22 protein-coding genes and 1 riboswitch are annotated in these 24,364 nt (G+C 73.8%); of the genes, 16 read left to right on the top strand and 6 right to left on the bottom strand.

Annotation, left to right across the window (positions count from 1 at the left end):
- Position 1 precedes the first annotated feature (1 nt).
- The gene (locus SMD20_RS06000) at positions 2-946 is read right to left on the bottom strand and encodes a hypothetical protein (protein ID WP_329575933.1); all 945 of its coding nucleotides are present in this window, start codon (positions 944-946) and stop codon (positions 2-4) included.
- 115 nt (positions 947-1,061) lie between these two features.
- On the opposite strand from SMD20_RS06000, the gene SMD20_RS05995 reads away from it, so the two are divergent.
- From SMD20_RS05995 to SMD20_RS05985, 3 genes are all read left to right on the top strand, one after another.
- The gene (locus SMD20_RS05995; protein WP_329575931.1) at positions 1,062-1,883 is read left to right on the top strand and encodes an aldo/keto reductase; all 822 of its coding nucleotides are present in this window, start codon (positions 1,062-1,064) and stop codon (positions 1,881-1,883) included.
- 20 nt (positions 1,884-1,903) lie between these two features.
- A complete protein-coding gene (locus tag SMD20_RS05990) occupies positions 1,904-2,857 on the top strand; it encodes a Gfo/Idh/MocA family protein (protein ID WP_329575928.1) in 954 nt (317 codons plus the stop codon).
- A 122-nt stretch (positions 2,858-2,979) separates the two neighbouring features.
- Positions 2,980-3,115, top strand: a riboswitch (cyclic di-AMP (ydaO/yuaA leader).
- Positions 3,116-3,127: 12 nt separating this feature from the next.
- Complete coding sequence (locus tag SMD20_RS05985) at positions 3,128-3,832, top strand: CHAP domain-containing protein (RefSeq protein ID WP_329575926.1); 705 nt, start codon at positions 3,128-3,130, stop codon at positions 3,830-3,832.
- 73 nt (positions 3,833-3,905) lie between these two features.
- On the opposite strand, the gene SMD20_RS05980 is transcribed toward SMD20_RS05985, so the two are convergent.
- Positions 3,906-4,487: a PadR family transcriptional regulator gene (locus SMD20_RS05980; protein ID WP_329575924.1), complete on the bottom strand. Its 582-nt coding sequence runs from the start codon at positions 4,485-4,487 to the stop codon at positions 3,906-3,908.
- A gap of 108 nt (positions 4,488-4,595) precedes the next feature.
- Here SMD20_RS05980 and SMD20_RS05975 point away from each other — a divergent pair, with 108 nt between their 5' ends.
- The 6 genes from SMD20_RS05975 (at position 4,596) to SMD20_RS05950 (ending at position 9,765) form a co-directional block, all read left to right on the top strand.
- The gene (locus tag SMD20_RS05975; protein ID WP_329575921.1) at positions 4,596-5,279 is read left to right on the top strand and encodes a class II aldolase/adducin family protein; all 684 of its coding nucleotides are present in this window, start codon (positions 4,596-4,598) and stop codon (positions 5,277-5,279) included.
- Complete coding sequence (locus tag SMD20_RS05970; protein ID WP_329575918.1) at positions 5,276-6,187, top strand: VOC family protein; 912 nt, start codon at positions 5,276-5,278, stop codon at positions 6,185-6,187. Before SMD20_RS05975 ends, SMD20_RS05970 begins: the two co-directional genes overlap by 4 nt.
- A 1-nt stretch (position 6,188) precedes the next feature.
- On the top strand, positions 6,189-6,395 hold the full coding sequence (locus SMD20_RS05965; protein WP_020541062.1) for a tautomerase family protein: 207 nt from the start codon (positions 6,189-6,191) through the stop codon (positions 6,393-6,395).
- Position 6,396: 1 nt separating this feature from the next.
- A complete protein-coding gene (locus SMD20_RS05960) occupies positions 6,397-7,827 on the top strand; it encodes an aldehyde dehydrogenase (protein WP_329575916.1) in 1,431 nt (476 codons plus the stop codon).
- A 114-nt stretch (positions 7,828-7,941) separates the two neighbouring features.
- Entirely contained in the window at positions 7,942-8,367 is a 426-nt protein-coding gene (locus tag SMD20_RS05955; RefSeq protein ID WP_329592449.1) for a YciI family protein, read from the top strand.
- Positions 8,368-8,424: 57 nt separating this feature from the next.
- Positions 8,425-9,765 carry an RNA polymerase sigma factor gene (locus SMD20_RS05950; RefSeq protein ID WP_329575913.1) on the top strand — a complete coding sequence of 447 codons (1,341 nt, stop codon included), beginning with the start codon at positions 8,425-8,427 and terminating at the stop codon, positions 9,763-9,765.
- A gap of 12 nt (positions 9,766-9,777) precedes the next feature.
- Here the strand turns inward: SMD20_RS05950 and SMD20_RS05945 are convergent, their stop codons facing one another.
- Both SMD20_RS05945 and SMD20_RS05940 read right to left on the bottom strand, forming a co-directional pair.
- A complete protein-coding gene (locus SMD20_RS05945) occupies positions 9,778-10,113 on the bottom strand; it encodes an ArsR/SmtB family transcription factor (RefSeq protein ID WP_329575910.1) in 336 nt (111 codons plus the stop codon).
- Positions 10,114-10,154: 41 nt separating this feature from the next.
- The gene (locus SMD20_RS05940; RefSeq protein ID WP_329575908.1) at positions 10,155-11,450 is read right to left on the bottom strand and encodes a UDP-glucose dehydrogenase family protein; all 1,296 of its coding nucleotides are present in this window, start codon (positions 11,448-11,450) and stop codon (positions 10,155-10,157) included.
- Positions 11,451-11,748: 298 nt separating this feature from the next.
- On the opposite strand from SMD20_RS05940, the gene SMD20_RS05935 reads away from it, so the two are divergent.
- Genes SMD20_RS05935 through SMD20_RS05910 form a run of 6 tightly spaced genes read left to right on the top strand, consistent with a single transcriptional unit; the run spans position 11,749 to position 19,455 of the window.
- Positions 11,749-12,801 (top strand): sugar ABC transporter substrate-binding protein, encoded by a 1,053-nt coding sequence (locus tag SMD20_RS05935; RefSeq protein WP_329575906.1) that lies wholly within the window; start codon positions 11,749-11,751, stop codon positions 12,799-12,801.
- Between the two features lie 12 nt (positions 12,802-12,813).
- Positions 12,814-14,328, top strand: coding sequence for a sugar ABC transporter ATP-binding protein (locus SMD20_RS05930; RefSeq protein ID WP_329575904.1), 1,515 nt, complete (start codon positions 12,814-12,816; stop codon positions 14,326-14,328).
- Positions 14,325-15,314, top strand: coding sequence for an ABC transporter permease (locus SMD20_RS05925; RefSeq protein ID WP_329575902.1), 990 nt, complete (start codon positions 14,325-14,327; stop codon positions 15,312-15,314). The genes SMD20_RS05930 and SMD20_RS05925 overlap by 4 nt, the downstream gene beginning before the upstream one ends.
- Positions 15,315-16,637 carry a hypothetical protein gene (locus SMD20_RS05920; protein WP_329575899.1) on the top strand — a complete coding sequence of 441 codons (1,323 nt, stop codon included), beginning with the start codon at positions 15,315-15,317 and terminating at the stop codon, positions 16,635-16,637.
- Positions 16,634-17,938, top strand: coding sequence for a DUF917 domain-containing protein (locus SMD20_RS05915; RefSeq protein WP_329575896.1), 1,305 nt, complete (start codon positions 16,634-16,636; stop codon positions 17,936-17,938). The genes SMD20_RS05920 and SMD20_RS05915 overlap by 4 nt, the downstream gene beginning before the upstream one ends.
- Entirely contained in the window at positions 17,935-19,455 is a 1,521-nt protein-coding gene (locus tag SMD20_RS05910) for a PucR family transcriptional regulator (protein ID WP_329575893.1), read from the top strand. The genes SMD20_RS05915 and SMD20_RS05910 overlap by 4 nt, the downstream gene beginning before the upstream one ends.
- Positions 19,456-19,522: 67 nt before the next feature.
- Here SMD20_RS05910 and SMD20_RS05905 read toward each other — a convergent pair whose 3' ends face one another.
- Together SMD20_RS05905 and SMD20_RS05900 are read right to left on the bottom strand one after the other, a co-directional pair.
- Positions 19,523-21,229: a hydantoinase B/oxoprolinase family protein gene (locus SMD20_RS05905; protein ID WP_329575889.1), complete on the bottom strand. Its 1,707-nt coding sequence runs from the start codon at positions 21,227-21,229 to the stop codon at positions 19,523-19,525.
- Complete coding sequence (locus tag SMD20_RS05900; RefSeq protein WP_329575888.1) at positions 21,226-23,274, bottom strand: hydantoinase/oxoprolinase family protein; 2,049 nt, start codon at positions 23,272-23,274, stop codon at positions 21,226-21,228. The genes SMD20_RS05905 and SMD20_RS05900 overlap by 4 nt, the downstream gene beginning before the upstream one ends.
- A gap of 172 nt (positions 23,275-23,446) precedes the next feature.
- On the opposite strand from SMD20_RS05900, the gene SMD20_RS05895 reads away from it, so the two are divergent.
- Positions 23,447-24,337: a hypothetical protein gene (locus SMD20_RS05895; protein ID WP_329575885.1), complete on the top strand. Its 891-nt coding sequence runs from the start codon at positions 23,447-23,449 to the stop codon at positions 24,335-24,337.
- Positions 24,338-24,364 lie beyond the last annotated feature (27 nt).

Here is a 24,364-nt window from a genome sequence, read left to right as displayed (position 1 = left end):
TTCAACCAGGCACTCCCGTCAGATGCGAGCGCAGGGCGGGCGCCGCCCTGCTGGTCCACCAGTCGTCAGGCACGTCCACGGGCTCGACGGCGACGCCGCGCGGGCCGAGCAGGACCCGCAGCGAGGTGACGGCGGTCGAGGGGAGGCTGAGCACCCGCTGGTCCGGGCGCAGGCCGCGCAGGGTCAGCTCGGCGGGCGCGCCCGCCTCGTGCACGGTGACGCCGGGCAGCTCCCCGATCAGCGCCACGTCCACCGGGTCCTCGCGGCGGTGCGGGTAATACGCGAGCGGCTCGCGGGCGGCCAGGTCGGTCAGCCAGCGCAGGTAGCGGCCGCGGTGCACCAGGCCGTTGCGGACGAGCGAGGTGCCGAGGACGACCGTGTGCTCGGCGGGGCCGTACGGGCTCGGCGGCTGGGCGCGCAGCCAGGCGAAGTCGTGCCGGACCAGCTCGACGCCGGCGGCGCGGACGGCCTCGGCGAGCTTGTCGTCCACGTCGAGCGCGGTGAAGACCGACACCCGGCTGAGGCGCAGCCGCAGCGCGGCGGCCAGGCCGAGTGCGGCGCGCGGCACGGACGGCTCGGCGCGGGCGCGCAGCAGCGGGCGCGACGGCCCGGCCGCCAGCAGCTCCAGCAGGCGCAGCGTGGCGAGGCCGTCGTCCACGATGACGACCCGGCCGGGCCACGAGGCCAGCCAGCGCACCTGCACCCTGCCGGAGAAGGCGTCGCCGACCGCGACGACCCGGCGCGGCATGCGTTCACGCGGATCGGCCAGCACCAGCCCCGCGGGCGGCCCGAGGGAACGCAGCTCCGCGCGGGTGGCCTTCAGCGCGCGCAGCCCCGCGCGCGGCACGATCGTGGTCACGGGCCCGAGGAGACCCGCGTGGTGGGCCTCGACGGCGCACAGCATCTGGAGCGGTGACTCCACCCAGGCCGACGCCTGTCCGACCACTCCTGCCCCTCCCGGCCGATGGGCCTCCCCAGCAGGGTGATGGCCCGTCCATGACGCCGTTAAGTTACCCCCGCCGCCTTAAGCCGCCAGGAACGCGACGTGAACAATGGAGGCTATGAACTCGCTCATGCTCAACACCGACGGCGTGCAGATCCCGCAGCTGGGGTACGGCGTCTGGCAGGTCCCCGGCGACGAGGCCGAGCAGGCCGTGCGCACCGCGCTGGAGGCCGGCTACCGGCACATCGACACGGCCGCCGCCTACGGCAACGAGGAGGGCGTGGGCCGGGCCGTGCGCGCGAGCGGGCTGCCGCGCGAGAAGGTGTTCGTCACGACCAAGCTGTGGAACGGCGACCACGGCCGCGCCGAGCAGGCCTTCGACGAGAGCCTGGCCCGGCTGGGCCTCGATCACGTCGACCTGTTCCTCATCCATTGGCCGGTGCCGCGGCAGGACAAGTACGTCCAGGCGTGGAAGGCCCTGGAGAAGATCTACCGGGACGGCCGGGCCAGGGCGATCGGGGTGTCCAACTTCACCGTCCCCACCCTCACCCGGCTGATGGAGGAGACGGGCATCACGCCGTCGCTCAACCAGATCGAGCTCCATCCCTATCTGCAGCAGCGCGAGATGCGCGAGTTCCACGAGGCCAACGGCATCCTCACGGAGGCGTGGAGCCCGCTCGGCCAGGGCAGGGGCCTGCTGGAGGATCCGGCGCTGGCGGTGCTGTCGGGGAAGTACGGCAGGACGCCCGCCCAGATCGTGCTCCGCTGGCACCTGCAGCTCGGCAACGTGGTGATCCCGAAGTCGGTCACCCCGGCGCGCATCAAGGAGAACATCGACGTGTTCGGCTTCATCCTCGACACCGAGGACATGGCCGCCATCGGAGCGCTCAACCAGGGCAAGCGCCTCGGCCCCGACCCCGACACCTTCAACGCCACCTGAACCCTCTACGATCTCGCCTTGTGCGAGATTTTGCTTGGGGCATAGCGGCGACCGGCGGCATCGCCCAGACCGTGGGGGCGGCCATCGCGGCCGAGCCGGGCATGCGGGTGGCCGCCGTCGGCTCCCGCGACCTCGGCAGGGCGCGGGCGCTGGCCGCGACACTCGGCGCGGAGTCGGCGTACGGCTCCTACGAGCACCTGTGCGCCGACCCGGCCGTGGACGCGATCTACGTCGCCACGCCCCACGCCCAGCACCTCCCGGTGGCCGTGGCCGCCATCGCGAACGGCAAGGCCGTGCTGTGCGAGAAGCCGCTCGCGGCGAGCGTGGCGGACGCCGAGACGATGGTGCGCCTGGCGCGCGAGGCGGGCGTCTTCCTCATGGAGGCCATGTGGATGCGGTTCAACCCGCTGATCCGCATGATCGCCACCGACGAGCGCTTCGGGGAGATCCGCTCGGTGCAGGCGTCCTTCGGCTTCGCCCATCCCTATGACGAGGCGCACCGGCTGTGGGCTCCCGAGCTGGGCGGCGGCGCGCTGCTCGACCTCGGCATCTATCCGTTCGGGCTGGCGCAGCTCCTGCTCGGCATGCCCGAGGGCCTGCGCGTCACCGGGTCGCTCGCGCCCAACGGCGTGGACGCCGAGGCGGCGGGGCTGCTGACGTACTCCGGGGGGCGGCACGCCGTGGTGGCGACCTCGTTGCTCGCGCACTACCCCAACTCCGCCCACGTGGTCGGCACGGGCATGCGGGCGGAGATCCCGGCGGCGTTCTGGGCGCCGGAGCGGATCGTGCTGTCGGCGCCCGGCATGGAGCCCGAGGAGCACTTGCTCGATCCGGCCGACAACGGCTACGCGGGTGAGGTGCGCGAGGTGCGGGCCGCGGTGGCCGAGGGCCGGACCGAATCGGCGATCATGCCGCTCGACGAATCCCTTGCCATGATGGGGCTGCTGGCCGACGCCCGGCAACAACTGTCCTGACCAGGCTTTTAGGGATTTGTCATCTCCTTGCCGTGTGTATTACCTTATGGGGCATCTCAGGGCATACGTCCGTTTTGTCGGAGTATGTCTGACCATCGCAAGTGAAAGAACATCACAGGATCGTCCTGTGACCGCTGAATCCGCCACGCGCGGAACCGGGGACCCACGTCCTTTGGGGTGAATCGGCACCACGTGCCGTAGGGCAGCTTCCACGTCCGAACCCGTCAGCTAACCCGGTAAGCGGCATGGAAGCAAGGAGTAACCCCCTCGATGGCCAAGCACGGCTTCACCGCTGCCCGAAAGATGAAGATCGCCTACGCCGTCCTCGGCACGGCCGTGGCCGCCGCCGCGCTCGGCCCGCAGGCCGCGAACGCCGAGACCGCGTCGGCCGCCGGACAGCACGGCAACACCGTCAGCGACACTGTCAAGAACCCGGTCGACCGCGCCGCCCAGCGCTCCCGCGCCGAGGAGAACAAGATCCAGGTCACCGCCGCCCAGGTGCTGTCCATGGCCCGCTCCCAGGTGGGCACCAGCGAGAACTCCGCCGGCGGCGGCACCCCGTACCAGCGGTGGTACGCCGACTCGAAGCGGGCCGCCGAGACCATCGCCCGCGACGGCGGCACCCCGGCCGGCTACCTCAACGCCCCCTGGTGCGCGATGTTCGTCTCCTGGGTCGGCGAGAAGACCGGCGCCCGCCCGCAGATCGGCTGGGACGCCTGGACCGTCGCCCACGCCAAGTGGTTCAAGAACAACGACCGCTTCGGCACCGCCGCCAAGCCCGGCGCGGTGGTCTTCTTCTCCTGGAGCGGCAGCAAGGACCTCGACGCCATCAACCACGTCGGGTTCGTCGAGAAGGACAACCAGGACGGCACCATCTCCACCATCGAGGGCAACACCGGCAACGGCAAGGTGGAGGAGCGCGTCCGGCCGAAGTGGCAGGTCGTCGGCTACGGCTACCCCGAGTACGCCTCCTGACCTCACCCACGTACGAGCGCGCGTCCCCATCGCCCGGGGACGCGCGCTCGTCGCGTGTCCGGCCCCGCCCGCGTCAGGGTGTGGGCTCCTCCAGCAGCCGCAGGCTCTCGCGGGCCCACGCGGCGCGGGCCGTCGCGACGGCGATCTGGCCCGCGAACACGTGCGCCTTCAGCGCGGCGATGCGATCGTGCTCGGCCGCCGGGCGGTTCTTCAGCCGTTCCTTGAGCAGGGGCGTGTCCTTGGCCAGCAGCGCCTCCCTGTGCGCCCGCCACTCGGCGGCGAGCTGCTCCTGCTCGGCGATGAACGCCTTGAGCACCGACGCCGCCCGGTCCGGCTCGATCATGTCGAAGAACAGCGCCTGCAGGAAGAACGCGTCCCGCGCCGGCGGCGGGGTGTGGGCGGTGCCGAGCCAGGCGCGCAGCTCCGCCAGCCCGCGCTCGGTGATGGAGTAGACGGTCCGGCTCAATCTGGTGCCCCGGATCTCCTTCTGGCCCTCGATGAGCCCGGCCTGCTCCATCTGGCGCAGCGTGGGATAGATCTGGCTCTGCGGCGCTGACCACACCCAGCGCGGGGCGGCCTCGAAGAAGCGGGTCAGCTCGTACCCGTTCATGGGGCGCGCCTCCAGGACGCCGAGCAGCGCGTGCTGAAGCGACATGCCCTCCAGCATAGGGAGAGCATGATCCGTTCCTCTAGAACAGGTATGGAGATACATGTATTGTCCTCCCTGACTTCGAGAACGATCTCGCGAGGAGGGCGGACGGCGGTGACCACGGCAGAAGCCGGACCATTACCGGCAGAGCACTTACGGACCGAGCTGGCCCTGGCCGGCCGGGCGCTGGCGGCGGCGGGGCTGGTGACCGCGTTCGGGCACGTCTCCGTCCGGACGGGCGGCGACCGGCTGCTGATGACCCCGCCGGTCCCCCTCGGCACCCTCACCGCCGCGTCCCCGTACGCCGAACTCCCCCTCGACGCCGCCGAGCTGCCCGACGGAGCGGCGCGCGAGGCGTGGATCCACGTCGAGATCGCCCGCGCCCGCCCCGGAACCGGCGCGATCTGCCGGGCCCAGCCGCCTGCCGCCACCGCGCTCGCCGCCGCCGGGGTGCCCATCCTGCCGCTGCACGGACAGGGGGCCTTCCTCGGGCCCGAGGTGCCCGTGCTCGACGACGCCGTGCTCGTCCGCGACCGCGCCCGCGGCCGGGCGCTCGCCGACCGGCTCGGCGACTCCCCCGCCCTGGTCATGCGGGGCAACGGCGCGGTCACCACCGGCGCGAGCGTCGGCGAGGCCGTCGCCCTCATGTGGGTGCTGGAGGCCGCGGCCCGCATGAACGCCACCGCCGCCGCGGCCGGAACCCCCATCCCCCTCACGCCCGCCGAACAGCGGGCGTGGCGGGCCGCCGCGCCCGAACTCCTTGCCCGCATCTGGTCCCACCTCCGGGAGTCGTCATGATCGAGTTGACGGACATCGCCTACGTCCGCTCCGGCGCCGCCGACCTGGACACCGCCGTGCGCTTCGCGGTCGACATCGTCGGCATGGAGCTCACCGCCCAGGAGAACGGCGTCGCCTACCTGCGCGCCGACCAGCGCCACCACTGCCTCGCCCTGGTCGAGGGCGAATCCGGCGTCATCAGCTCCGGCTTCACCGTCCGCGACGAGGACGCGCTGGCCGCCGCCGAGACCGAGCTGGAGAAGGCGGGCGTCACCGTCGCCCGGGGTAGCGCCGAGGAGGCCCGCTCGCGCCGCGTCCGCGACTTCCTCTCCTTCGACGACCCCTTCGGCAACCGCGTCGACCTCGTCATCGACCAGGTGACGCTCACCGCCCCCGTACGGCACGGCCGCGAGGCCGGCATCACCGAGTTCGGCCACCTGTGCCTGGACGCCCCCGACGTGCGCGAGGCGTACCGCTTCTGGAACGGCCTGTTCAACGCCCGCGTCTCCGACTGGATCGGCGACTGGGCCTGCCTCATGCGCATCGACCAGGTCCACCACAAGCTCGCCGTGTTCCAGGGCAGCCAGCCTGGCCTCTGCCACATCAACTTCCAGGTGGACTCGCTCGACGACGTCATGCGCAACTGGCACTTCCTGGAGGCGAACGGCGTCGAGATCGAGATGGGCCCCGGCCGCCACCCCCAGTCCACGGCCGTCTTCGTCTACTTCAAGGGCCCCGAGGGCATCACGTACGAGTACTCGTGGGGCGTACGCCTCATCACCGACGAGGACGCCTGGCGCCCCCGCTACTTCGACCCCGCCGAGCCGGGCTCGATCGACATGTGGCAGGGCCCCACGCGCCGCGTCCACACCCAGCCGCAGATCCGCCGTCCCCTGCCGGGGCGGCCCGCCACGGGAAGCGAGGGCTGACATGCCGCTGGTCGAGGTGTCCCTGTCCGAAGGGCGTGATCCGGCCGCGATCCGGGCGCTCATCCACGAGCTGCACGCCGCCGTGGAGCGGGCGATCGGCTCGCCGGCCCAGAGCATCAGAGTGATCGTCAGGGAGGTGCCGCGTACGCACTGGGCGGCCGGCGACCAGACGCTCGCCGAACGCGACGAGATCAGCAAGGGCGGTTGACGTGGAGTTCTTCGGGCACGTGATCGACGGCGCCGAGGTCGCCTCGGCGAGCGGCGAGACCTTCGCCAGCGTCGATCCCTACACCCGCGAGCCGTGGGCCGAGGTCGCGCTCGGCGGCCCCGCCGAGGTGGACCTGGCCGTCGCGGCGGCGCGGCGCGCGTTCGACGAGGGGCCGTGGCCGCGCATGGGCCGCGCCGAGCGCGGGCGGCTGCTGCACCGCCTGGCGGACCTCATCCTCGCGAACGCCGACCGGCTCGGCCTGGCCGACACCCGCGACATGGGCAAGCCGATCACCCAGAGCCGCGGCAACGACGTGCCCCGCGCCGCCGACAACTTCCGCTTCTTCGCCGACCACGCCCGCCTCACCCCGGCCGAGGCCCTGCCGATGGACTCCGGCCACCACGCCTACACCCGCTACGAGCCGGTCGGCGTGGCCGCCGCCGTCGCGCCGTGGAACTTCCCGCTCATGCTGGAGACCTGGAAGATCGCGCCCGCGCTGGCCTGGGGCAACACGGTCGTGCTCAAGCCCGCCGAGGACACGCCCGCCTCGGCGACCATCCTCGCCCGGCTCGCGCTGGAGGCGGGCCTGCCGCCCGGCGTGCTCAACGTCGTGCACGGGTACGGCCCCGACTCGGCCGGCCAGGCGCTCACCGAGCATCCCGGCGTGGACCGCATCACGTTCACCGGCGAGTCGGCGACCGGCCGCGTCATCTCGGCCGCCGCCGCCCGCAACCTCGTCCCGGTCAGCCTGGAGCTCGGCGGCAAGGGCGGCAACGCCGTCTTCGCCGACGCCGACCTGGACAACGCGGTGAGCTGGTCGCTGCGCGCGATCTTCACCAACGCCGGGCAGGTCTGCCTGGCCGGCTCCCGCCTGTACGTCCAGCGCCCGGTGTTCGAGGAGTTCCTGGCCCGCTTCACCGCCGCCGCCGGGGCGATGCGGCTCGGCGACCCCAAGCTGGACGGCACCGAGATCGGGCCCCTGGCCTCCGAGACGCACTACCGCAAGGTGCGCGGCTACGTCGAGACCGTCGCCGCCGAGGGCGGCACCGTGCACGCGGGCGGGCTCGGCGACGGCTGGTTCGTCCGGCCGACGGTCGTCACCGGCCTGCCCGCCACCGCCCGCCACCAGCGGGAGGAGATCTTCGGCCCGGTGGTGACGGTGACGCCGTTCGACACCGAGGACGAGGTCGTGGCGCTCATGAACGGCACCCGTTACGGGCTCAACGCCATGCTGTTCACCGAGAGCCTGTCGCGGGCGCACCGCGTCTCCGCCCGGCTGCGGGCGGGCACGGTCTGGGTCAACTGCTTCTTCATCCGCGACCTGCGCGCGCCGTTCGGCGGGGCGGGCGACTCGGGCGTGGGGCGGGAGGGCGGCACGTTCAGCCGCGAGTTCTTCACCGAGCCGAAGGCCGTCGTCATGCAGATCGACTGAACGCGTGGCCTCCGGTGTACGACAATCGGGGGCCGCCTGTCGATCCGGCCCCCCGCCGTTCGACGCACCGGCGAAGGACCGTACGCGTGAAAGAGGGAACAGACCGTGAAGTTCATGATCGTGGGCAAGGGCAACGCCGCGACCGAGGCCGGGGAGCTGCCCCCTCAGGAGGTCGTCGACGCCATGCACGCCTACAACGAGGCGCTGGCCAAGGCCGGGGTGCTGCTGGCCGCCGAGGGGCTGCTCCCCAGCTCCAAGGGGGCGCAGATCGCCTACAGCGGGGGGCGGGCGAGCGTGATCGACGGGCCGTTCGCCGAGTCCAAGGAGCTGATCGCCGGGTTCTGGCTGATCCAGGTGAAGTCGCGGGAGGAGGCGATCGAGTGGGCGCTGCGGGTGCCGGTGCCGCCCGGCGGCGACGGCATCGGGCTCGACGTGTGGCGCGTCTTCGACGCCTCCGACGTGTTTGACGAGACGCTGCCGGAGGAGGAGCGCGACAGGGCCCTGCACGTACGCCTGCGCGGCGACGCCCCCGGCGCCTGACCCCCACGCCCCCGCCGCGGGTTGCGAGGGCGGCGGGGGCGCTGGTGGGATGGACGGATGACGACGGACACGGACACGGACACGGGCACGGGCGCGGGCACGGGCGCGGGCACGGGCGCGGGCACGGGCACGGGCACCGGCGCGCACCGCATCACCGGCGCCGATCCGCACCGCACCGTGGAGGCGGTGTGGCGGATCGAGGCCGCCCGGCTCATCGCCGGGCTCGCCGGGCTCGTCCGCGACGTCGGCCTGGCCGAGGAGCTGGCGCAGGACGCGCTGGTCGCCGCGCTGGAGCAGTGGCCCGGGTCCGGGGTGCCGGACAACCCGGGCGCCTGGCTCATGACGGTCGCCAAGCGCCGCGCGATCGACCTGATCCGCAGGAACGAACGGCTGCGCCACAACCTCGCCGAGCTCGGCCACCGGCTGGAGAGCGGCGCGGGCGAGGAGGAGCGGCCCGAGCCGGACGAGATCGAGGACGACCTGCTGCGGCTGGTGTTCACGGCCTGCCATCCGGCGCTGTCGATGGAGTCGCGGGTGGCGCTGACCCTGCGCGTGCTCGGCGGCCTGACCACCGAGGAGATCGCCCGCGCGTTCCTGGTCCCGGAGCCGACGGTCGCGCAGCGCATCGTCCGCGCCAAGCGCGTCCTGGCCGACAAGGGCGTCCCGTTCGAGGTGCCCGGGGGCGGCGAGCTGGCCGGGCGGCTGGCCGCCGTCCTGGAGGTCATCTACCTGATCTTCAACGAGGGTTACTCGGCCACGGCGGGCGACGACTGGCTGCGGCCCGCGTTGTGCGAGGACGCCCTGCGCCTCGGCCGCGTCCTGGCCGGGCTGATGCCGGGCGAGCCCGAGGTGCACGGCCTGGTGGCGCTCATGGAGCTGCACGCGTCCCGCTCGGCGGCCCGCGTGGGCCCGTCCGGCGAGCCGGTCCTGCTGCTGGAGCAGGACCGCACCCGCTGGGACCGCCTGCTCGTCGGCCGCGGCCTGGAGGCGCTGCGACGGGCCGAGAGCCTGGCCGGCGGCGCTCCTGGCCCGTACACGCTGCAGGCCGCCATCGCCGCCTGCCACGCCCGCGCCGTCGTCGCCGGCGACACCGACTGGGTACGCATCGCCGCGCTCTACGAGGAGCTGGCGAGGCTCCTGCGCTCCCCCGTGGTCGAGCTGAACCGGGCGGTGGCGCTGTCGATGGCGTACGGCCCGGAGGTGGGCCTCGGCCTGCTCGACCAGATCGCCGGCGAGCCCGCGCTGAAGGGCTATCACCTGCTGCCGAGCGTCCGCGGCGACCTGCTGTTCAAGCTGGGCCGCCGCGAGGAGGCGCGGGCCGAGTTCGAGCGGGCGGCGGCGCTGACCCGCAACGGCCGCGAGCGCGCCCTGCTGGAGTCCCGCGCCGCCGCCTGCTGACCTCGCGAGGTTTCAGACCCGGGCGCGCTCCGCGCCGACGATGGCGTCGAGCAGGCCGGGGAAGACGGCGTCGAGCTCGTCGCGGCGCAGGGTGTTGAGTCGCGCGGTGCCTGCGTAGTGCTGGCGGATGAGGCCGGCCTCGCGCAGGACCCGGAAGTGGTGCGTGGCCGTCGACTTGCTCACGGGCAGGTCGAAGTCGCCGCACTTGATGGCGGCGGCGGAGTCGCGGAGCTGCGTGACGATGCCGCGCCGCACCGGGTCCACGAGGGCTTCGAGGACCTGCTGGAGCGTGACCTCCCGGGGATCGGGGTGCGGCGGGATGCGCTCGTCTTCCATGACGTCTTCCATGACGTCATGGTAGACAACCATCGAAAGTCCGACGGGTGCCGTTACGGCCGGCCGACCCCCATGTACGTGAACCCGAGCGCCCGCATCGCGGCCGGGTCGAGCAGGTTGCGCCCGTCGTAGAGGACCGGGCGCCGCATCGACCCCGCGACCGCCGCCCAGTCGACCTCCTGGAGCTGCGGCCACTCGGTGACCACGATCGCGGCGTCGGCCTCCGCCATGGCCAGCTCCGGCGTCGGGTGGCGGGTCGTGGACGCCCACGGCTCGGCCGCGCCCGGCCGGGCCATCGGGTCCCAGCAGCGCACCTCGGCCCCCTCGGCGAGCAGCCGCGAGGCCAGCACGGTGCTCGGCGCCTCGCGCATGTCGTCGGTGCCCGGCTTGAACGTCAGCCCGAGCAGCGCCACCCGCGCCCCGGCCAGCGTGCCCAGCGCGTCGTTGAGCTGCTGGATGGCCCGCCGCTTCTGCAGGTTGTTGACCTCGATGACGGCCGACAGCAGCTGCAGGTGGTAGCCGGTGTTGCTGGCGAGCTGGCGCAGCGCCTCGGAGTCCTTGGGGAAGCAGGAGCCGCCCCAGCCGATGCCGGCCCGCAGGAAGTGGGGGCCGAGCCGGTGGTCGAGGCCGACGGCCTGGGCGACCTCCGTGACGTCCGCGCCGGTCTTCTCGCAGAGCGTGGCGATCTCGTTGATGAAGCTGATCTTGGTGGCGAGCAGGGCGTTGGAGGCCAGCTTCACCATCTCGGCCGAGCGCACGTCCATCGTCACGACCGGACCGTCCACGCCCCCGTGCAGGTCGGCGACGAGCCGCGCGACCGTCTCGTCGGAGGCGCCGACGACCACCCGGTCGGGGTGCAGGAAGTCGTGGACGGCCGTGCCCTCGGCGGTGAACTCGGGGTTGGAGGCGTAGCCGACGTGCGCGAGGCCGCTCTCGTCGAGGACGGCGCGTACGCGCGAGCCGGTGCCGACCGGCACGGTCGACTTCACCACGACCGCTTTGAGGTCCTTCGCGCCCTCCAGGGAGCGCACCACCGACCACACGCGCGACAGGTCCGCGTCGCCGGAGGCGGAGGGCGGGGTGTCCACGCACACGTACGCGACCTCGGCGCCGTCCAGCGCCTCGGCGAGGTCCAGGGTGAACGACAGCCGCTCCTTGTTGCGCGCGATCAGGTCGCCGAGCCCCGGCTCGTAGATCGGCACGTCGCCGGCCCGGAGCAGCCTGACCTTCTCGGGATCGATGTCCCTGACCACCACCCGGTGTCCGAGCTCGGCGAAACAGGCGCCGGTCACCAGCCCGATGTACCCGGCACCGAACACCGCCACCCGACGTTCCGGCTTGTCACCCATGAACCGACCATCCGTTTCGTGACTCCATCAGCACGACATCCCGCGCGCGCGGGATTGTTCACCTTAACGGCCTCCCGCGGTCGTCACGGATCCGAGGGGGGCAAAGGGCCCGCGGAGGCTCCTCCCCCGGTGCGCGGCACGTCGCACAGTGGCAACCGGCCAGGATGTGCGCCGCGCCCATGGGGTCCGGGAAGGGCTTCCTACAGTTTCCAGCACGTCGGAGGAGGCCGACGCCCCGGGGGTAAGGCGACGGGCTCTCCACAAGCGTCCAGCCGCGCACCGAGAAACGGGAAAGCCCATGCACATCAGGAAATACGGGCAGGTCAGGAAGACAGGGATGGCCGTCGGCGCCGCCGCCGCGATCCTCGCGTTCAGCACCGCGTGCGTCGCGCCCGGGTCGGAGACCGGCACGGCGAGCAGCGCGCCCGCCTCGCAGGCCGCCCAGGGCGCCGACGCGCAGAAGCGGATCGCCTTCTTCGGTTTCGCCCGTGCGAACGCCTTCGCCGTCGCCACGTGGACCGGCATCGAGGAGTACGCCAAGGCCAACAACGCCACGGCCGAGTTCTTCGACCCGAACTTCGACGCCCAGACGCAGGTCCAGCAGATCCAGGACGCGGTCACCAGCAAGCGGTTCGACGTGTTCATCGTGCAAGCGAACGACGGCGCGTCCGTGGTGCCGGCGCTCCGGCAGGCCGTCGCGGCCGGGATCACGGTGGTGGCCGAGTTCACGCCGGTCGGGACCGCGTACGACACGGCCGACTCGCAGGTCCCCGGCGTGATCACGCTCGTGGACGTGCCCGCCGACAACGGCAAGAAGCTCGGCGAGCTCGGCGTCGAGGCGTGCCGCAGCAAGAACCTCGACCCCTGCAAGGTCGCGTACCTGGAGGGCATGAAGTCGCTGCCCCTGGACAACGCCCGCACCGAGGCCGCGGTCAAGGCCCTGGAGGCGGCCGACGGCGTCGAGCTGGCCTCCCGGGTGGAGGGCGGCTACACGCGGGAGGGCGGGCGCAAGGCCATGCAGGACGTGCTGCAGGCCCAGCCGGACGTCAACGTCGTCATCGGCAGCTCCCAGGCGATCGCCGGCGCGGAGAGCGTGGTCAAGGGCAAGGGCGTGCTGCTCATCGGCAACGGCGGCTCCCGTCAGGCGGTCAAGGCCGTCCAGGACGGGCGCTGGTTCGCCACCTACTACCTGCCGGAGAAGAGCGCCGGCGCCAAGGCCGCCGAGCTCGGCCTGGCCAAGGCCCGCGGCCAGCAGGTGGAGGAGTCCAACAGCGAGACCGTGCTCGCGCCGAACGACGGCAAGGGCACCAAGGAGGCGCTGGCCGGCGTCGCCGGCGAGTACGACGAGTAGGAGGAGCCGCCGGTGAGGATCGACCTTGAGGGGTTCGGCAAGTCCTACGGCGGCGTGCCCGTCCTGCGGGACGTGTCGTTCACCCTGCACGGCGGCCGGGTGCACGGCCTGCTCGGCGAGAACGGCGCGGGCAAGTCCACGCTGCTCAAGGCGGTGTGCGGGGCGGTGGCCCCGGACACCGGCCGCATCCTGCTGGACGGCCGGCCCATCACGGTCGGCTCGCCCAGGGACGCGCTGCGGCACGGGTTCACGCTCATCTCGCAGGAGCTGGCCCTGGTGCCGGCCATGACCGTGCTGGACAACGTGTATCTCGGGCGCTGGCGCAACCGGCTCGGCTGGCGCGACCGCCGCGCCGACCGGCGGCGCTTCGCCGAGCTGACCGAGCGGACCGGGTTCGAGCTGGACCCGTCCGCGCTGGTCAGGGACCTGCCGATCGCCGCGCAGCAGCAGGTCGAGGTGCTGCGCGCGCTCGCCTCGGGCGCGTCGGTCATCGGCATGGACGAGCCGACCGCGCTGCTGACCCAGAACGAGACCGAGCGCCTGATGGAGGTCATCAGGCGCCTCGCGGCCGACGGCGCGGCCGTGGTGCTCATCTCGCACTTCCTGGACGAGGTGCTGTCGGTCTGCGACGACGTCACCGTGCTGCGCGACGGCCGGCACATCAAGACCGGCCCGGCCGCGGAGCAGACGCCGCAGAGCCTGGTCGGCGACATGGTGGGCCGGCCGGTCGAGCTGCTCTACCCCGAGCCGCGGCCGGTGCGCGAGGACGCGCCCGTGCTGCTCAGCGCCCGCGGCCTGCGCCGCGGCACCGCCGTGCAAGACGTGTCGCTGGACATCCGCGCGGGCGAGATCGTCGGCATCGCCGGCCTGGTGGGCAGCGGCCGCTCCGAGACGCTGCGCGCGATCTTCGGCGCGGACGCGCCCGACGCGGGCGTGGTCGAGGTGGCCGGTCAGGCCGTGCCCGCGGGCTCCCCCGCCCGCTCGATGAAGGCCGGGCTCGCCATGGTGCCGGAGTCCCGCAAGGACCAGGGACTCGTACTCGGCCGCTCGGTCCGCGAGAACGTGGCCCTCGCCAGCCTCGGCAGCCGGCAGCGGGCCGGGTTCGTCCGGGGCGGGGCCGAGCGCGAGGCCGCCGGCGCCATGCTCGGCGGGCTCGACGTACGCGGCTCCGACCTCGGCGGCCCCGTCTGGACGCTGTCGGGCGGCAACCAGCAGAAGGTGCTGTTCGGCAAGTGGCTCATGGACCGGCCCAAGGTCCTGATGGTGGACGAGCCGACCCGCGGCGTGGACGTGGGCGCCAAGGGTCAGATCCACCAGCTCCTGGTCGAGCTGGCCGCCGAGGGCATGGCGGTGCTGGTGGTCTCCTCCGAGGTCGAGGAGGTGCTGGGCCTGGCGCACCGGGTGCTGGTCATGCGGCACGGCCGCTTCGTCGGGGAGTTCGCGCGCGGCCGGGCCACCCCGGAGCAGGTCGTCGCGCTGGCCTTCGCCGACACCCCCGACACCGAACTTCCTGAGGAGAACCGATGACCGCCACCACCGCGGACGTCAAGGCGGACGTGAAAGCCGCGCCCGGCCGTTCGGCCCGGCTGCGCGACCTGGGGATCGTGCTCGGCGTGGTCCTCATCATCGTGGTGCTGTCGGTCAGCACCTCGACGTTCCTCACCACGGGCAACCTGGTCAACCTGCTCGACCAGGCCGCCGTGGTGGGGCTGCTGGCCACCGCCGCCACCCTGGTGATCATCTCGGGGTCGTTCGACCTGTCGATCACCGCGGTGCTGGCCCTGTCGGCGATCGTCGCCGTCGCGGTCACGAACGTGGCCGGGGTCGGCCCCGGCATGATCGCCGGCGTGCTGGCCGGCGCGCTGCTCGGCATGATCAACGGCATCGTGGTCGTCCGGATCAAGGTGCACTCGTTCATCGCGACGCTGGCGCTCAGCATCATCTACCGCGGTGTGGCGGTGATCCTCACGGCCGGCGCGATCGTCTACCCGGCCGAGGACCGGGCCACCGCCTTCCAGGCGCTGAGCTGGCCGACCGTGCTCGGCGGGGTGACCGCGGCGTCGCTGCTGTTCCTCGCCGTGGTCGCGGTCTGCTGGATCGTGCTGGCCCGCACCACGTTCGGCCGCCGCGTGTACGCGATCGGCGGCAACGAGGAGGCCGCCCGGCTGTCCGGCATCAGGGTCGGGCAGATCAAGGTGGCGGTGTTCGCCATCAGCGGCGTGTGCGCGGCACTCGGCGGGCTCATCCTGGCCGCCCGGGGCGGGTCGGCGCAGGCGAGCCTCGCCACCGGCATGGAGATGACCGCCATCGCCGCGGCCGTCGTCGGCGGCACCAGCGTCATGGGCGGCGAGGGCGCGATCTGGCGCGGCCTGATCGGCGTCCTGCTCATCACGCTGATCGGCAACGGGTTCAACCTGCTGGGCTGGGATACGATATATCAGCAGGTCGTACAGGGTGCGCTCATCCTCGGCGCGGTGAGCCTCGACCGGCTGCTGCGAGGCCGAAGGAGCTAGGTGGAGGGCGCGCGGATCGGGATCCTGCTGGGTGCGGGGCGCGCGCACGCCGCACTCGTCGGCGACGGCGAGACCCGCCACGCCACCGGTCCCAACGCGAGCGAGCGGGTCCTCGCCCGGATGCTGCGCGGCCTCGCGAACGGCGCCCGCGTCGGCTCCGTCACCTGGGACGTCTCCGCCGAGCTCGACCCCGCCCTGGCCGGCACGCCGGTCGCGGCCGTGCGCGTCGTGCCCCGGCTGCCCACGGGCGGGCTCGGCTCCGGCCACCCCTCCCCGCTGCTGCGGTCCCTGCAGGCGCGGCGGGGCGCGGTGATCGGCGGGCACGACCTGTTCGGCGTCGAGCTGGCGCCGCTCGACATCTACGCCGTCCTCGCCGAGGCCGCCGCGGCCCGCGACATCCCCGCCCTCGCGGTGACCGCGAGCGGCGCGCCCGGCTGCGCCGACCACGAGCTGGCCGCGGCCGAGCTGGTCCACGACACCCGCCCCGAGGCGCGGGTGTCACTGTCGCACCAGGTGGGCGGGCTGGGGCTGCTCGACAGGGAGGCCGCCACCGTCATCAACGCGGCGCTGCTGGCGCGGGCTGCCGAGCTGGCCGAGCGGTGCGTACGGGTGGGCGAGCTGGTCGGGCCGCAGGTGTCCACCTGGTTCGCGGCCGGCGACGGCGGGCGCATCTCGGCCGAACGGCTGCGGCTGCTGCCGGTGCTCGCGCTGGCCGCGTCGGAGGCGGCCGCGCTGACCGGCGCGGCCTGGCTGGCCGGCGCCGGCGACGCGCTGGTGGGGCTGGCCCTGCCGGACGCGCTCGCCGTGGGCCACGTCACGGGCGGCCTGCCCGAGGTGACCGTCGACCGGCCGGGGCCGGGCGGGGTCCGGATGGCGGTGCCGACCGCGTCGCTGACCCGCATCCCCGGCTCCCCAGCGGCCTCGGCCGCCGCGTTCGCCCTGCTGGCCGAGCACGAACCCGACCAGGCGGTGGTGGCCGCCGGCTCCACCGGTGAGGCCGCCGGACGGGCACGGGCCGTCGCCGCCCGGCTCCCCGCGCCGGGACGGCTGGTGCTGCCCGGCGGCGAGCTCGCGGCCATCGGCGCGGCCTGCACCGAGCCGACCGCCTGGCTCGACACCGTCGTCTACGCCGAGTCGCGCGAGGAGCTCGACCGCCAGCGCGGCATCGCCGAGCAGCGCGCGCTGACGCTGGTGGCCGAGAGCGGCGCCCGGCTCGGCAGCGAGCGCGTGGTCAGCTCGCGGGCGGTGTCGATGTCGTTCCTGCGCAGCGGCTCCTACCGGCTGATGGTCCGCGCGGGCGGCGAGGCGGGCGACGACTCGTGAGCGAGCGGCTGATCACCGCCGCCGACGTGCCCGCGCTGCTCGCCGGGGCGGAGTTCTTCTCCACCAGCGCGGCGGGCGAGGGCATCGACTTCGCCGGCGTCTGGCTCGGCGACATCCTGGCCCACACCGGTCCCGTACGCCTGGTCGCGGCCGGCGACCTCGACCCCGGCACCGTCTGCGCCGCCATCGGCGCCATGGGCTCCACCACCGCCATGGCCGAGCTGCCGCCCTCCGGCGACGAGCCGGCCGTGCTGGCGCGCAGCCTGGAGGGCCGGTGCGGGCCGCTCGGCGCGGTGCTGCCGCTCAACGCCGCCAGCGTCAACGCGCTGTTCCCCGTGGCGGCGGCGGCGCTGCTCGGGCTGCCGCTCATCGACTGCGACGGCATGGGGCGGGTGTTCCCGCTCATCCACCAGACGACGTTCGAGTTGGCCGGGCTGTCGCTGGCGCCCATGGCGGCGGTCAGCGCGGGCTACGACTCGCTGCTGCTGGAGACCGGGTCGGCGCGGGCCGAACGGCTGGCGCGGGTCGTGGCGCAGAGCGCCGGCGGGTGGCTGCTGTGCGCGCTCTACCCGACGCGGGTGGGCGAGCTGGCGGGGGTGGCGATCCCGGGCTCGATGAGCCGGGTGCTGGAGGTCGGCCGCGTCCTGCTCGCCCACGCCCCCGGCCGCCCCGCCTGGACCGGCGGCCCGCCCCACCCGCCGTGGGAGAGCGGGCCCTCGCCGGGCGGCGGGCCCTCCTACGAGGGCGGGCCTTCCTGGGAGGGCGGACCCTCCTGGGAGGATGGGCCCTCCTCAGCGGGTGGGTCCTCCTGGGAGGGCGGGCCCTTCTACGAGGGTGGGGGGTTCCGGGAAGGCGGGCCGGGGCAGCGGCGGGTCGTGGCGCCGCATGAGCGGCTGCTGGCCGAGCTGACCGCCGTCACCGGCGCGAGCGTGCTCGGCGGCGGGCGGCTGGTCGAGATCGGGCCCTCGGTGCGCCAGGCCGCCGCCCTCTTCCCCGGCAACCCGGTGGGCCTCGCCGTGCACGACCACGACAGCGGCCGCCTGATCCGCATCGAGGCGCACAACGAGCTGATCCTCGCGCTGTCCGACGGCTCGCTGGCGGCGGCCGTACCCGACCTGCTGTGCCTGCTGGACCGGGGCACGCTGCGCATGACCGGCCCCGGCAGGCTGACCGCGGGCGACCTGGTGGACGTGCTGGTCGTGCCCGCCGCGCCGCTCTGGCACACGATCCCCGGCCTGGCGCTCGGCGGCCCCGGCGCGTTCGGCTTCCCGCTGCGGCACCCGAAGGAGGCGAGCAGATGAGCAGCGTACGCGCCCCCCGCGTCGCCGAGCAGCTCACCGTGGACGAGCTGGTCAGGTACGGCCCGCTGGGCCGCGCCCAGATGCTGGTCGGCGAGGACCTCGGCCGGCGGGTGTCCCGCGTGGCGCTGGTGTCGGAGCTGGACCAGATCCGCTCGCACGGCCCCGGCACGGTCGTCGTGCTGTCGGCCACGCTCGGCCACGGCGCCTGGATGGTTGAGTCGGCGCTCCGCCTGGCGTGGGAGCGCAGCGCGTCCTGCCTGGTCAGCCCGGCCGAGGCGGGGCCGACGTCGGCGACGGCGCAGCTCGCGACCCGGATGCGGCTGCCGGTGTTCGCGGTGGGCGAGGACCCGGCCGCGTACGCGCTGGAGCTGGCCGCCGTGGTCGCGAGCCCCGAGGCGGCGCGGGCCCGGCTGGCGGCCCGCTGCGCGGAGCTGTTCGCCGAGCGCAGCAGCCCGCGTGGCATCCTCGGCGTGATCAACGCGGAGGTGCCCGGCGTGACGGCGGCGCTGCTGCTGCCGGACGGGCACCTGCTGGCCGGGCAGTCGGCGGCGGCGCGGGCCGAGCACCAGGTACGGGTGGAGGTTCCCGGCCCGGACGGCCGCCGCTGGGCCGATCTGGTCGCCGGCCTGGCCGCTCCCCCGGCTCCGGCGTGGGCGGAGAGCGTACGGCTGATCCTGCGCCTGGCGCGCGCCCCGCTCACGACGTCGGTGGCGCGGGAGCGGGTGAGCGCCGTCTACGGCGCCGAGCAGGCGAGGGCCGCGCTGACGGCGCTGTTCGCCCGGCCGGGGCACGCCGTGGAGGCCGAGCCGGGCGTGGACCTGCCGGGCTGGCGGCTGGAGGGGCGGCACGTGGCGGTGTTCCTGCGTACCGATCCCGCGCTGGAGGGCGCCGGCCTGTCGCCGGGCGTGGTGTCGGCCTGGCAGGAGGTGCTGCCCGATCTGCCGCTCGCCCCGTGGCAGGACGGCTGGGCGAGCTGGTGGACCGAGCCGGAGATCGAGTCCGGCCAGGTCGCGGCGGCGCTGCGCAGGCATCTGGCCAGGATGCGCGTGCCGGTGCCGCTCAGCGCGGGCGTGGGCCGGGCCGCGGAGGGCGGCGAGGGGCTGCGCGCCTCGCTGGAACAGGCGGTGCTGGCGGCGGGCGCGACGGTCCGGCTCGGGCACGGCGAGGTGCGTACGTTCGACGAGCTCGGCTACCGGGCGCTGCTCGGCACGCTGGGCCAGGCGGAGCTGGCCGCGTCGGCGCGGCTGGTGCTGGCCGACCTGCTGGCCGCGCCGGACGGGCCGGTGCTGGTCGTGACGCTGGCGGCGGTGCTCGACTGCGGCGGCTCGACCGGGCGCGCGGCGGCGCGGCTCGGCCTGCACCGCAACACGGTGCTCGGCAGGGTGGAGCGCATCCGCGCCCGGGGCGTCGACTTCGACCACCCCGACCAGCGGCTCGCGCTCCACTTGGCGTGCTACGCGCTGCTGCCCGAGCTCCAGAACGGCCAGCAGGCGGCGACCCAGCAGCCGGGCCAGTAGACCGGCGCGCGGAACGGCGACGGCCGGCCCCGGGGCGTGGTGCTCCGGGGCCGGCCGCTCCCGCTGGTCAGGCGGAGAAGGAGTAGACCTCTCCGGCCCGCGCGGCCGAGACCTGGCCGTCGAGCACGTCGGCCCGGACCGCCTCGGCGTCGCGTTCGGCCGGGTCGCCGAAGCCGCCGCCGCCACCGGTCTTGCAGAGGATGACGTCGCCCTTCTTCAGCTTCATGCCGTTGCACTTCAGCAGGCGGCGCTCGTCCTCCCTGCCCGGGTTGATGATAATCTCCGGCGGGGTGGCGTCGTGACCGCCGAACAGGCCCCAGGCGGGCGTCAGCGACCGCTCGAACCACAGCGACACCGTGCAGTCGTGCAGCGCGGTGTACTCGCGGACGACGCCGTTGCCGCCGCGGAAGCGGCCGGCGCCGCCGGAGTCGGGGCGGATGGCGTACTCGCTGATCCGGAACGGGTAGCGGGTCTCGAACACCTCGACCGGGATGTCCTTGAGCGAGCCGTTCACGTTGTTGATCAGCGCGGTCTCGCCGTCGGAGCCGTCCCAGGCGCCCCAGCCGCCGAGCGTGGCCTCCAGGCTGACGTAGTCGCGCTTGGTGCGCGGGTCGGTGCCAGCCAGCAGGACGATCATCGAGTCGCCGTGGCTGGCCCCGGCGACCTTGTCCGGCATGGCGGGGGCGAGCGCCTTGGCGACCATGTCGATGAGCAGGCCGAGGTGGGAGAAGTACCACTGGCAGGCGGCCGGCGCCACCGCGCCGAAGACCGACCCCTCCCTGACCTGGACGGTCATCGGGCGGAACGAGCCGCCGTTGCCGGGCACGTCCGGGCTGACCAGCAGTTTGTAGCCGACCCGGCAGGCCGAGACGGTCTGCGATACGCCGCAGTTGACCGGGCCGACGGTCTGGTCGGCGGAGTCGCGGACGTCGAAGTCGATCTCCGAGCCGGACACCGTGATCTTCAGCCTGATCGGGATCGTCGTGTCCAGGTCGATGCCGTCGTTGTCGAGGCAGCCCTCGGCCTCGTACACGCCGTCGGGGATGGCCGCGATGACCTCGCGCTCCAGGCGCTCGGTCTGGGCGAAGATCTCGTCGCGGGCGGCGCGGAGGGTGTCCAGGCCCCACCGGCGCACGATCTCCTCCAGGCGCGCCTGGCCCATCTTGATCGTGGCGATCATGGCGTGCATGTCGCCGCTGGTCTGGTACGGGAAGCGCACGTTCGTGGCGATCGTGCTCATCGCGCCGTGGACGTCCACGCCGCCCTCGACCAGCTTCTGCGGCGCGAGCCGCAGGCCCTCCTGGAAGATGTTGACCGAGTCCATGGAGCCGCCGGGGTCCTTGGAGCCGACGTCGATCCAGTGGGCGCGGGTGGCGGTGAAGCCGACCAGCTCCTCGTCCACGAAGACGGGGCCGAAGATGGTCACGTCGTTGAGGTGGGTGCCGCCGAGGTAGCTGTCGTTGAGGATCCACACGTCGCCCGGCTGCCACACCTCCCGCCCGAACTGCTCCTCGGTGGCCTTGGTGCAGGTCTCCAGGTTGCCCAGGAAGATCGGCAGGCCGGCGGACTGGCCGAGGACCTGGTGCTGGTCGTCCAGCAGGGCCACGACGCAGTCGCCGCACTCGTAGATGATGGGGGTGTACGCCGAGCGGATGAGCGTGGCGTTCATGTCGTCGGCCGCGGCGGCGAGCGCGTTGCGGATGATCTCGACGACGACCGGGTCGACGGTCTGGGCGTCGTCGGTCTCGGCGGCGGTCTGGGTGGCGGTGGTCACTGCTCCTCCTCGGTGTTGCGAACGACCAGCGAGCCGATGGGGTCGACCGACACGGAGAAGCCGGGCGGGACGACCGTGGTGGCGGTGCTCTCCACGATGATCGCCGGACCCTCGAAGGAGTGGCCGGCGGACAGCGCCTCGCGGCGCACCAGGATGGTCGGGCGGGCCTGCCCGTCGAAGACGACCTCGCGCGTCTCGTGCGCGAAGTCGGGCCCCTGCGCCTCCCCGACCTCCTCGGCGGCGCCGCGGCCGAGGTCGCCGAAGGCGGTGGTGCGCAGCGTCACGAACTCGATGGGCGCGCCCAGGTTGGCGTGGCCGTAGCGGGTCTCGTGCTGCTGGGCGAAGCGCTTGGCGATGACCTCGACGAAGCCCTCGGCGGCCGGCTCGTCGGCGTCGGTCAGCGGCACGGTGAGCGTGTACTCCTGGGCCGCGTAGCGGATGTCCACGGCGTGCTCGACGCGGCGGTTCTCCTCGGGGACGCCCTCGCCGGCCAGCGAGGCGAGGCCCTCCTCGGCCATGCCGCGCAGCTTGGCCGCCATGTCCGCGCCGTCGAGGTCGGCGTCGAGGTGGAAGTAGGTGTCGGAGAAGTCCTTGCGGATGTCGGTCTGCAGCATGCCCCAGGCGGAGAACGCGCCGGGGAAGCGCGGCACGACGACCTCCTTGATGCCCAGCTCGCGGGCGAGGAAGACGGCGTGCATCGGACCGGCGCCGCCGAAGGCGACCAGCGTGAACTCGCGCGGCTCGATGCCCCGCGAGACGGTGATCGTCCTGATGGCCTGGGCCATCTTGGCGTTGGCGACGTCGCAGACGCCCTCGGCGATGGCGAGGGTGTCCAGGCCGAGGCCCTGGCCGACGGTGTCGAGCGCGCGGCGGGCCGCCTCGGTGTCGAGGTCCAGCGTGCCGCCGGCGAACCAGTCGGGGTCGATGCGGCCGAGCACGAGGTTGGCGTCGGTCACGGTCGGCTCGGTGCCGCCGCGGCCGTAGCAGGCCGGGCCGGGGGTCGCGCCGGCCGAGCGCGGTCCGACGCGCAGGCCGCCCGCCTCCAGCCAGGCCACCGAGCCGCCGCCGGCGCCGATGGTGTGGATGTTGACGACGCTCATGAGCATCGGCAGGCCCTCGATGTTGGCCTCGGGCGAGATGTCCGGCTGGCCGTCGATGACCAGCGAGACGTCGAACGAGGTGCCGCCCATGTCCACGCCGATGAGGTTGGGCCGGCCGATGGCGCGGGCCAGCTCGACGCCGCCCATGGCGCCGCCGACGGGGCCGGACAGCAGCGTCTGCAGCGGGCGGCGGCGGGCCGACTCCGCGGTCAGGATGCCGCCGGAGGACTGCATGACGTGCATCGGCACGGTGAGGCCGCGCTCCTTGAGGTTGGCCTCAAGGCGCTCCAGGTAGCGGCGCACGACCGGGCCGGTGTACGCCTCGACCACGGCGGAGGAGGTGCGCTCGTACTCGCGCCACTCCTTGGCGGCCTCGTGCGACAGCGACACCGTCACCTCGCCGCCCAGCTCCTCCAGGAGGATCTCCCTGGTGCGCAGCTCGTGCGCCGGGTCCAGGTAGCTGAACAGGTAGGCCACCGCGATCGCGCCGAACCCGCCCTCGCGGTAGCGGCGGGCGGCCTCGCGCACCGCCTGCTCGTCCAGCGGCTCCAGCTCCTCGCCCGCGGCGTCGAACCGGCCGCCGATCTCCACGATGTCGCGCTTCGGCACCAGCGGCTCGGGCTTGCGGAAGTGCAGGTCGTACAGGCGGGTACGGGGGCCGCGGGCGATGTGGTACGTGTCGCCCGCTCCCGTGGAGGCCAGCAGCAGCACCTTGACCCCGCGCCGTTCGAGGAAGGCGTTGAGTCCCTGGGTGGTGCCGTGCACGGTGAACGAGATGTCACGGGGGGAGTCCACCAAGGACTCCAGCGCGGTCAGCACACCCCTCGTCAGATCGTCGGGCGTGGTGGACGACTTGCCGACATGGTAGCGGCCGGTCGTCTCGTCGTACCCGATGACGTCGGTGAACGTGCCGCCGATATCCATGGAGACCCGGTATCGGCTCATGAGCGAGCTCCTCTCTAGCAAGGCGGTGACGCGACGGTAGTCCTGTCACGATCGTCGTGGGTGTGCGCGGCGAACACTCCCCCGACGGTTCACCGTGCCCCGGGCCCTGTCGGGGGGTGCGGGGCTGCGGCAGACTGGCGCGGCAGCCGAGCCGAGACGGGGGGAGACGCGCGTGGCCGGGCCGCCGTACCTGGGAGACGAGCAGATCCGGCGCATGTTGCCGATGGAACACGCGGTGATGGCGCTGGAGGCGGCCTTCCGCGCGGGCCCGCCCGGTCCCGACGCCCCCGCCGCCCGCGCCGGGCTGGGGGGCGGCGAGCTGGTGCTGTCGGCGGGCGAACGCGGCCGGTGGGCCGCCGCCCGCCTGACCGCCGCCCCCGCGTCCCGCCCCGTCCCCGCCCCAGAGCCCGGGTCCGGGTCCGGGTCCGGGTCCGGGTCCGGGTCCGGGTCCGGGGACGACGCGGTGTTCGTCGTGTTCGACGCGGACGAGCTGCGGCCGCGGCTGCTGCTCGACGCGCGGGCGCTCGCCGTGCTGCGGGCGGCGGCGGTGAGCGCGCTCGCGACCCGGCACCTCGCCAAGGCCGACGCCCGGCGGCTGGTGGTGCTCGGGACGGGCGCCGACGCCCGCGCACACGTACGGGCCATGCTCGCGGTACGCCAGCCCGACGAGGTGCGCGTCGTCGGCCCGGACGCCCACCGGGCCCGACGCCTGGCCGGGGAGCTGGACGCCGAGCACGGCGCGAAGGTCGTCCCCGGCGACCCTGACGACGTGGCGGAGGCGGACATCGTGTGCGTCTGCCTGCCCGGCCCGCTGTTCCCCGGCCCGGCTCCTGGGCCGGGTTCGCACGTCAACGTGATCGGCGGCCGGACGCCGGAGCCCGGGAGCCGGCGGCCGTACGTGGTGGGCGAGCACGCGGGGATGCCCGGCTGCGACACCGACCTGCACCACGTGCTCACCGGCGAGGGCACGCCGCCGCCCGGCGCGCCGACGTTGTTCACCTCCTCGGGGCTGATCGCCGAGGATCTGGTCCTGGCCGCGGAGCTGGCCGCCAAACTCGGCTGAACCCGGGAGTCGCCGCCCGCGTACCCT

The sequence above is a fragment of the Nonomuraea sp. LP-02 genome (genome assembly GCF_036289125.1).
Taxonomy (GTDB): Bacteria; Actinomycetota; Actinomycetes; order Streptosporangiales; family Streptosporangiaceae; genus Nonomuraea; species Nonomuraea bangladeshensis.
The sequence above is the reverse complement of the archived record's forward strand: the minus strand, read 5'-3'. Positions and strand labels throughout refer to the sequence as shown.

Excerpts from the sequence above, each read along its gene's own strand:
- SMD20_RS05995 (WP_329575931.1), top strand. The coding sequence starts at position 1,062 with ATGAACTCGCTCATGCTCAACACCGACGGCGTGCAGATCCCGCAGCTG.
- SMD20_RS05985 (WP_329575926.1), top strand. The coding sequence starts at position 3,128 with ATGGCCAAGCACGGCTTCACCGCTGCCCGAAAGATGAAGATCGCCTAC.
- SMD20_RS05980 (WP_329575924.1), bottom strand. The coding sequence starts at position 4,487 with ATGTCGCTTCAGCACGCGCTGCTCGGCGTCCTGGAGGCGCGCCCCATG.
- SMD20_RS05970 (WP_329575918.1), top strand. The coding sequence starts at position 5,276 with ATGATCGAGTTGACGGACATCGCCTACGTCCGCTCCGGCGCCGCCGAC.
- SMD20_RS05965 (WP_020541062.1), top strand. The coding sequence starts at position 6,189 with ATGCCGCTGGTCGAGGTGTCCCTGTCCGAAGGGCGTGATCCGGCCGCG.
- SMD20_RS05955 (WP_329592449.1), top strand. The coding sequence starts at position 7,942 with ATGATCGTGGGCAAGGGCAACGCCGCGACCGAGGCCGGGGAGCTGCCC.
- SMD20_RS05950 (WP_329575913.1), top strand. The coding sequence starts at position 8,425 with ATGACGACGGACACGGACACGGACACGGGCACGGGCGCGGGCACGGGC.
- SMD20_RS05945 (WP_329575910.1), bottom strand. The coding sequence starts at position 10,113 with ATGGAAGACGTCATGGAAGACGAGCGCATCCCGCCGCACCCCGATCCC.
- SMD20_RS05940 (WP_329575908.1), bottom strand. The coding sequence starts at position 11,450 with ATGGGTGACAAGCCGGAACGTCGGGTGGCGGTGTTCGGTGCCGGGTAC.
- SMD20_RS05935 (WP_329575906.1), top strand. The coding sequence starts at position 11,749 with ATGCACATCAGGAAATACGGGCAGGTCAGGAAGACAGGGATGGCCGTC.
- SMD20_RS05925 (WP_329575902.1), top strand. The coding sequence starts at position 14,325 with ATGACCGCCACCACCGCGGACGTCAAGGCGGACGTGAAAGCCGCGCCC.
- SMD20_RS05910 (WP_329575893.1), top strand. The coding sequence starts at position 17,935 with ATGAGCAGCGTACGCGCCCCCCGCGTCGCCGAGCAGCTCACCGTGGAC.
- SMD20_RS05900 (WP_329575888.1), bottom strand. The coding sequence starts at position 23,274 with ATGAGCCGATACCGGGTCTCCATGGATATCGGCGGCACGTTCACCGAC.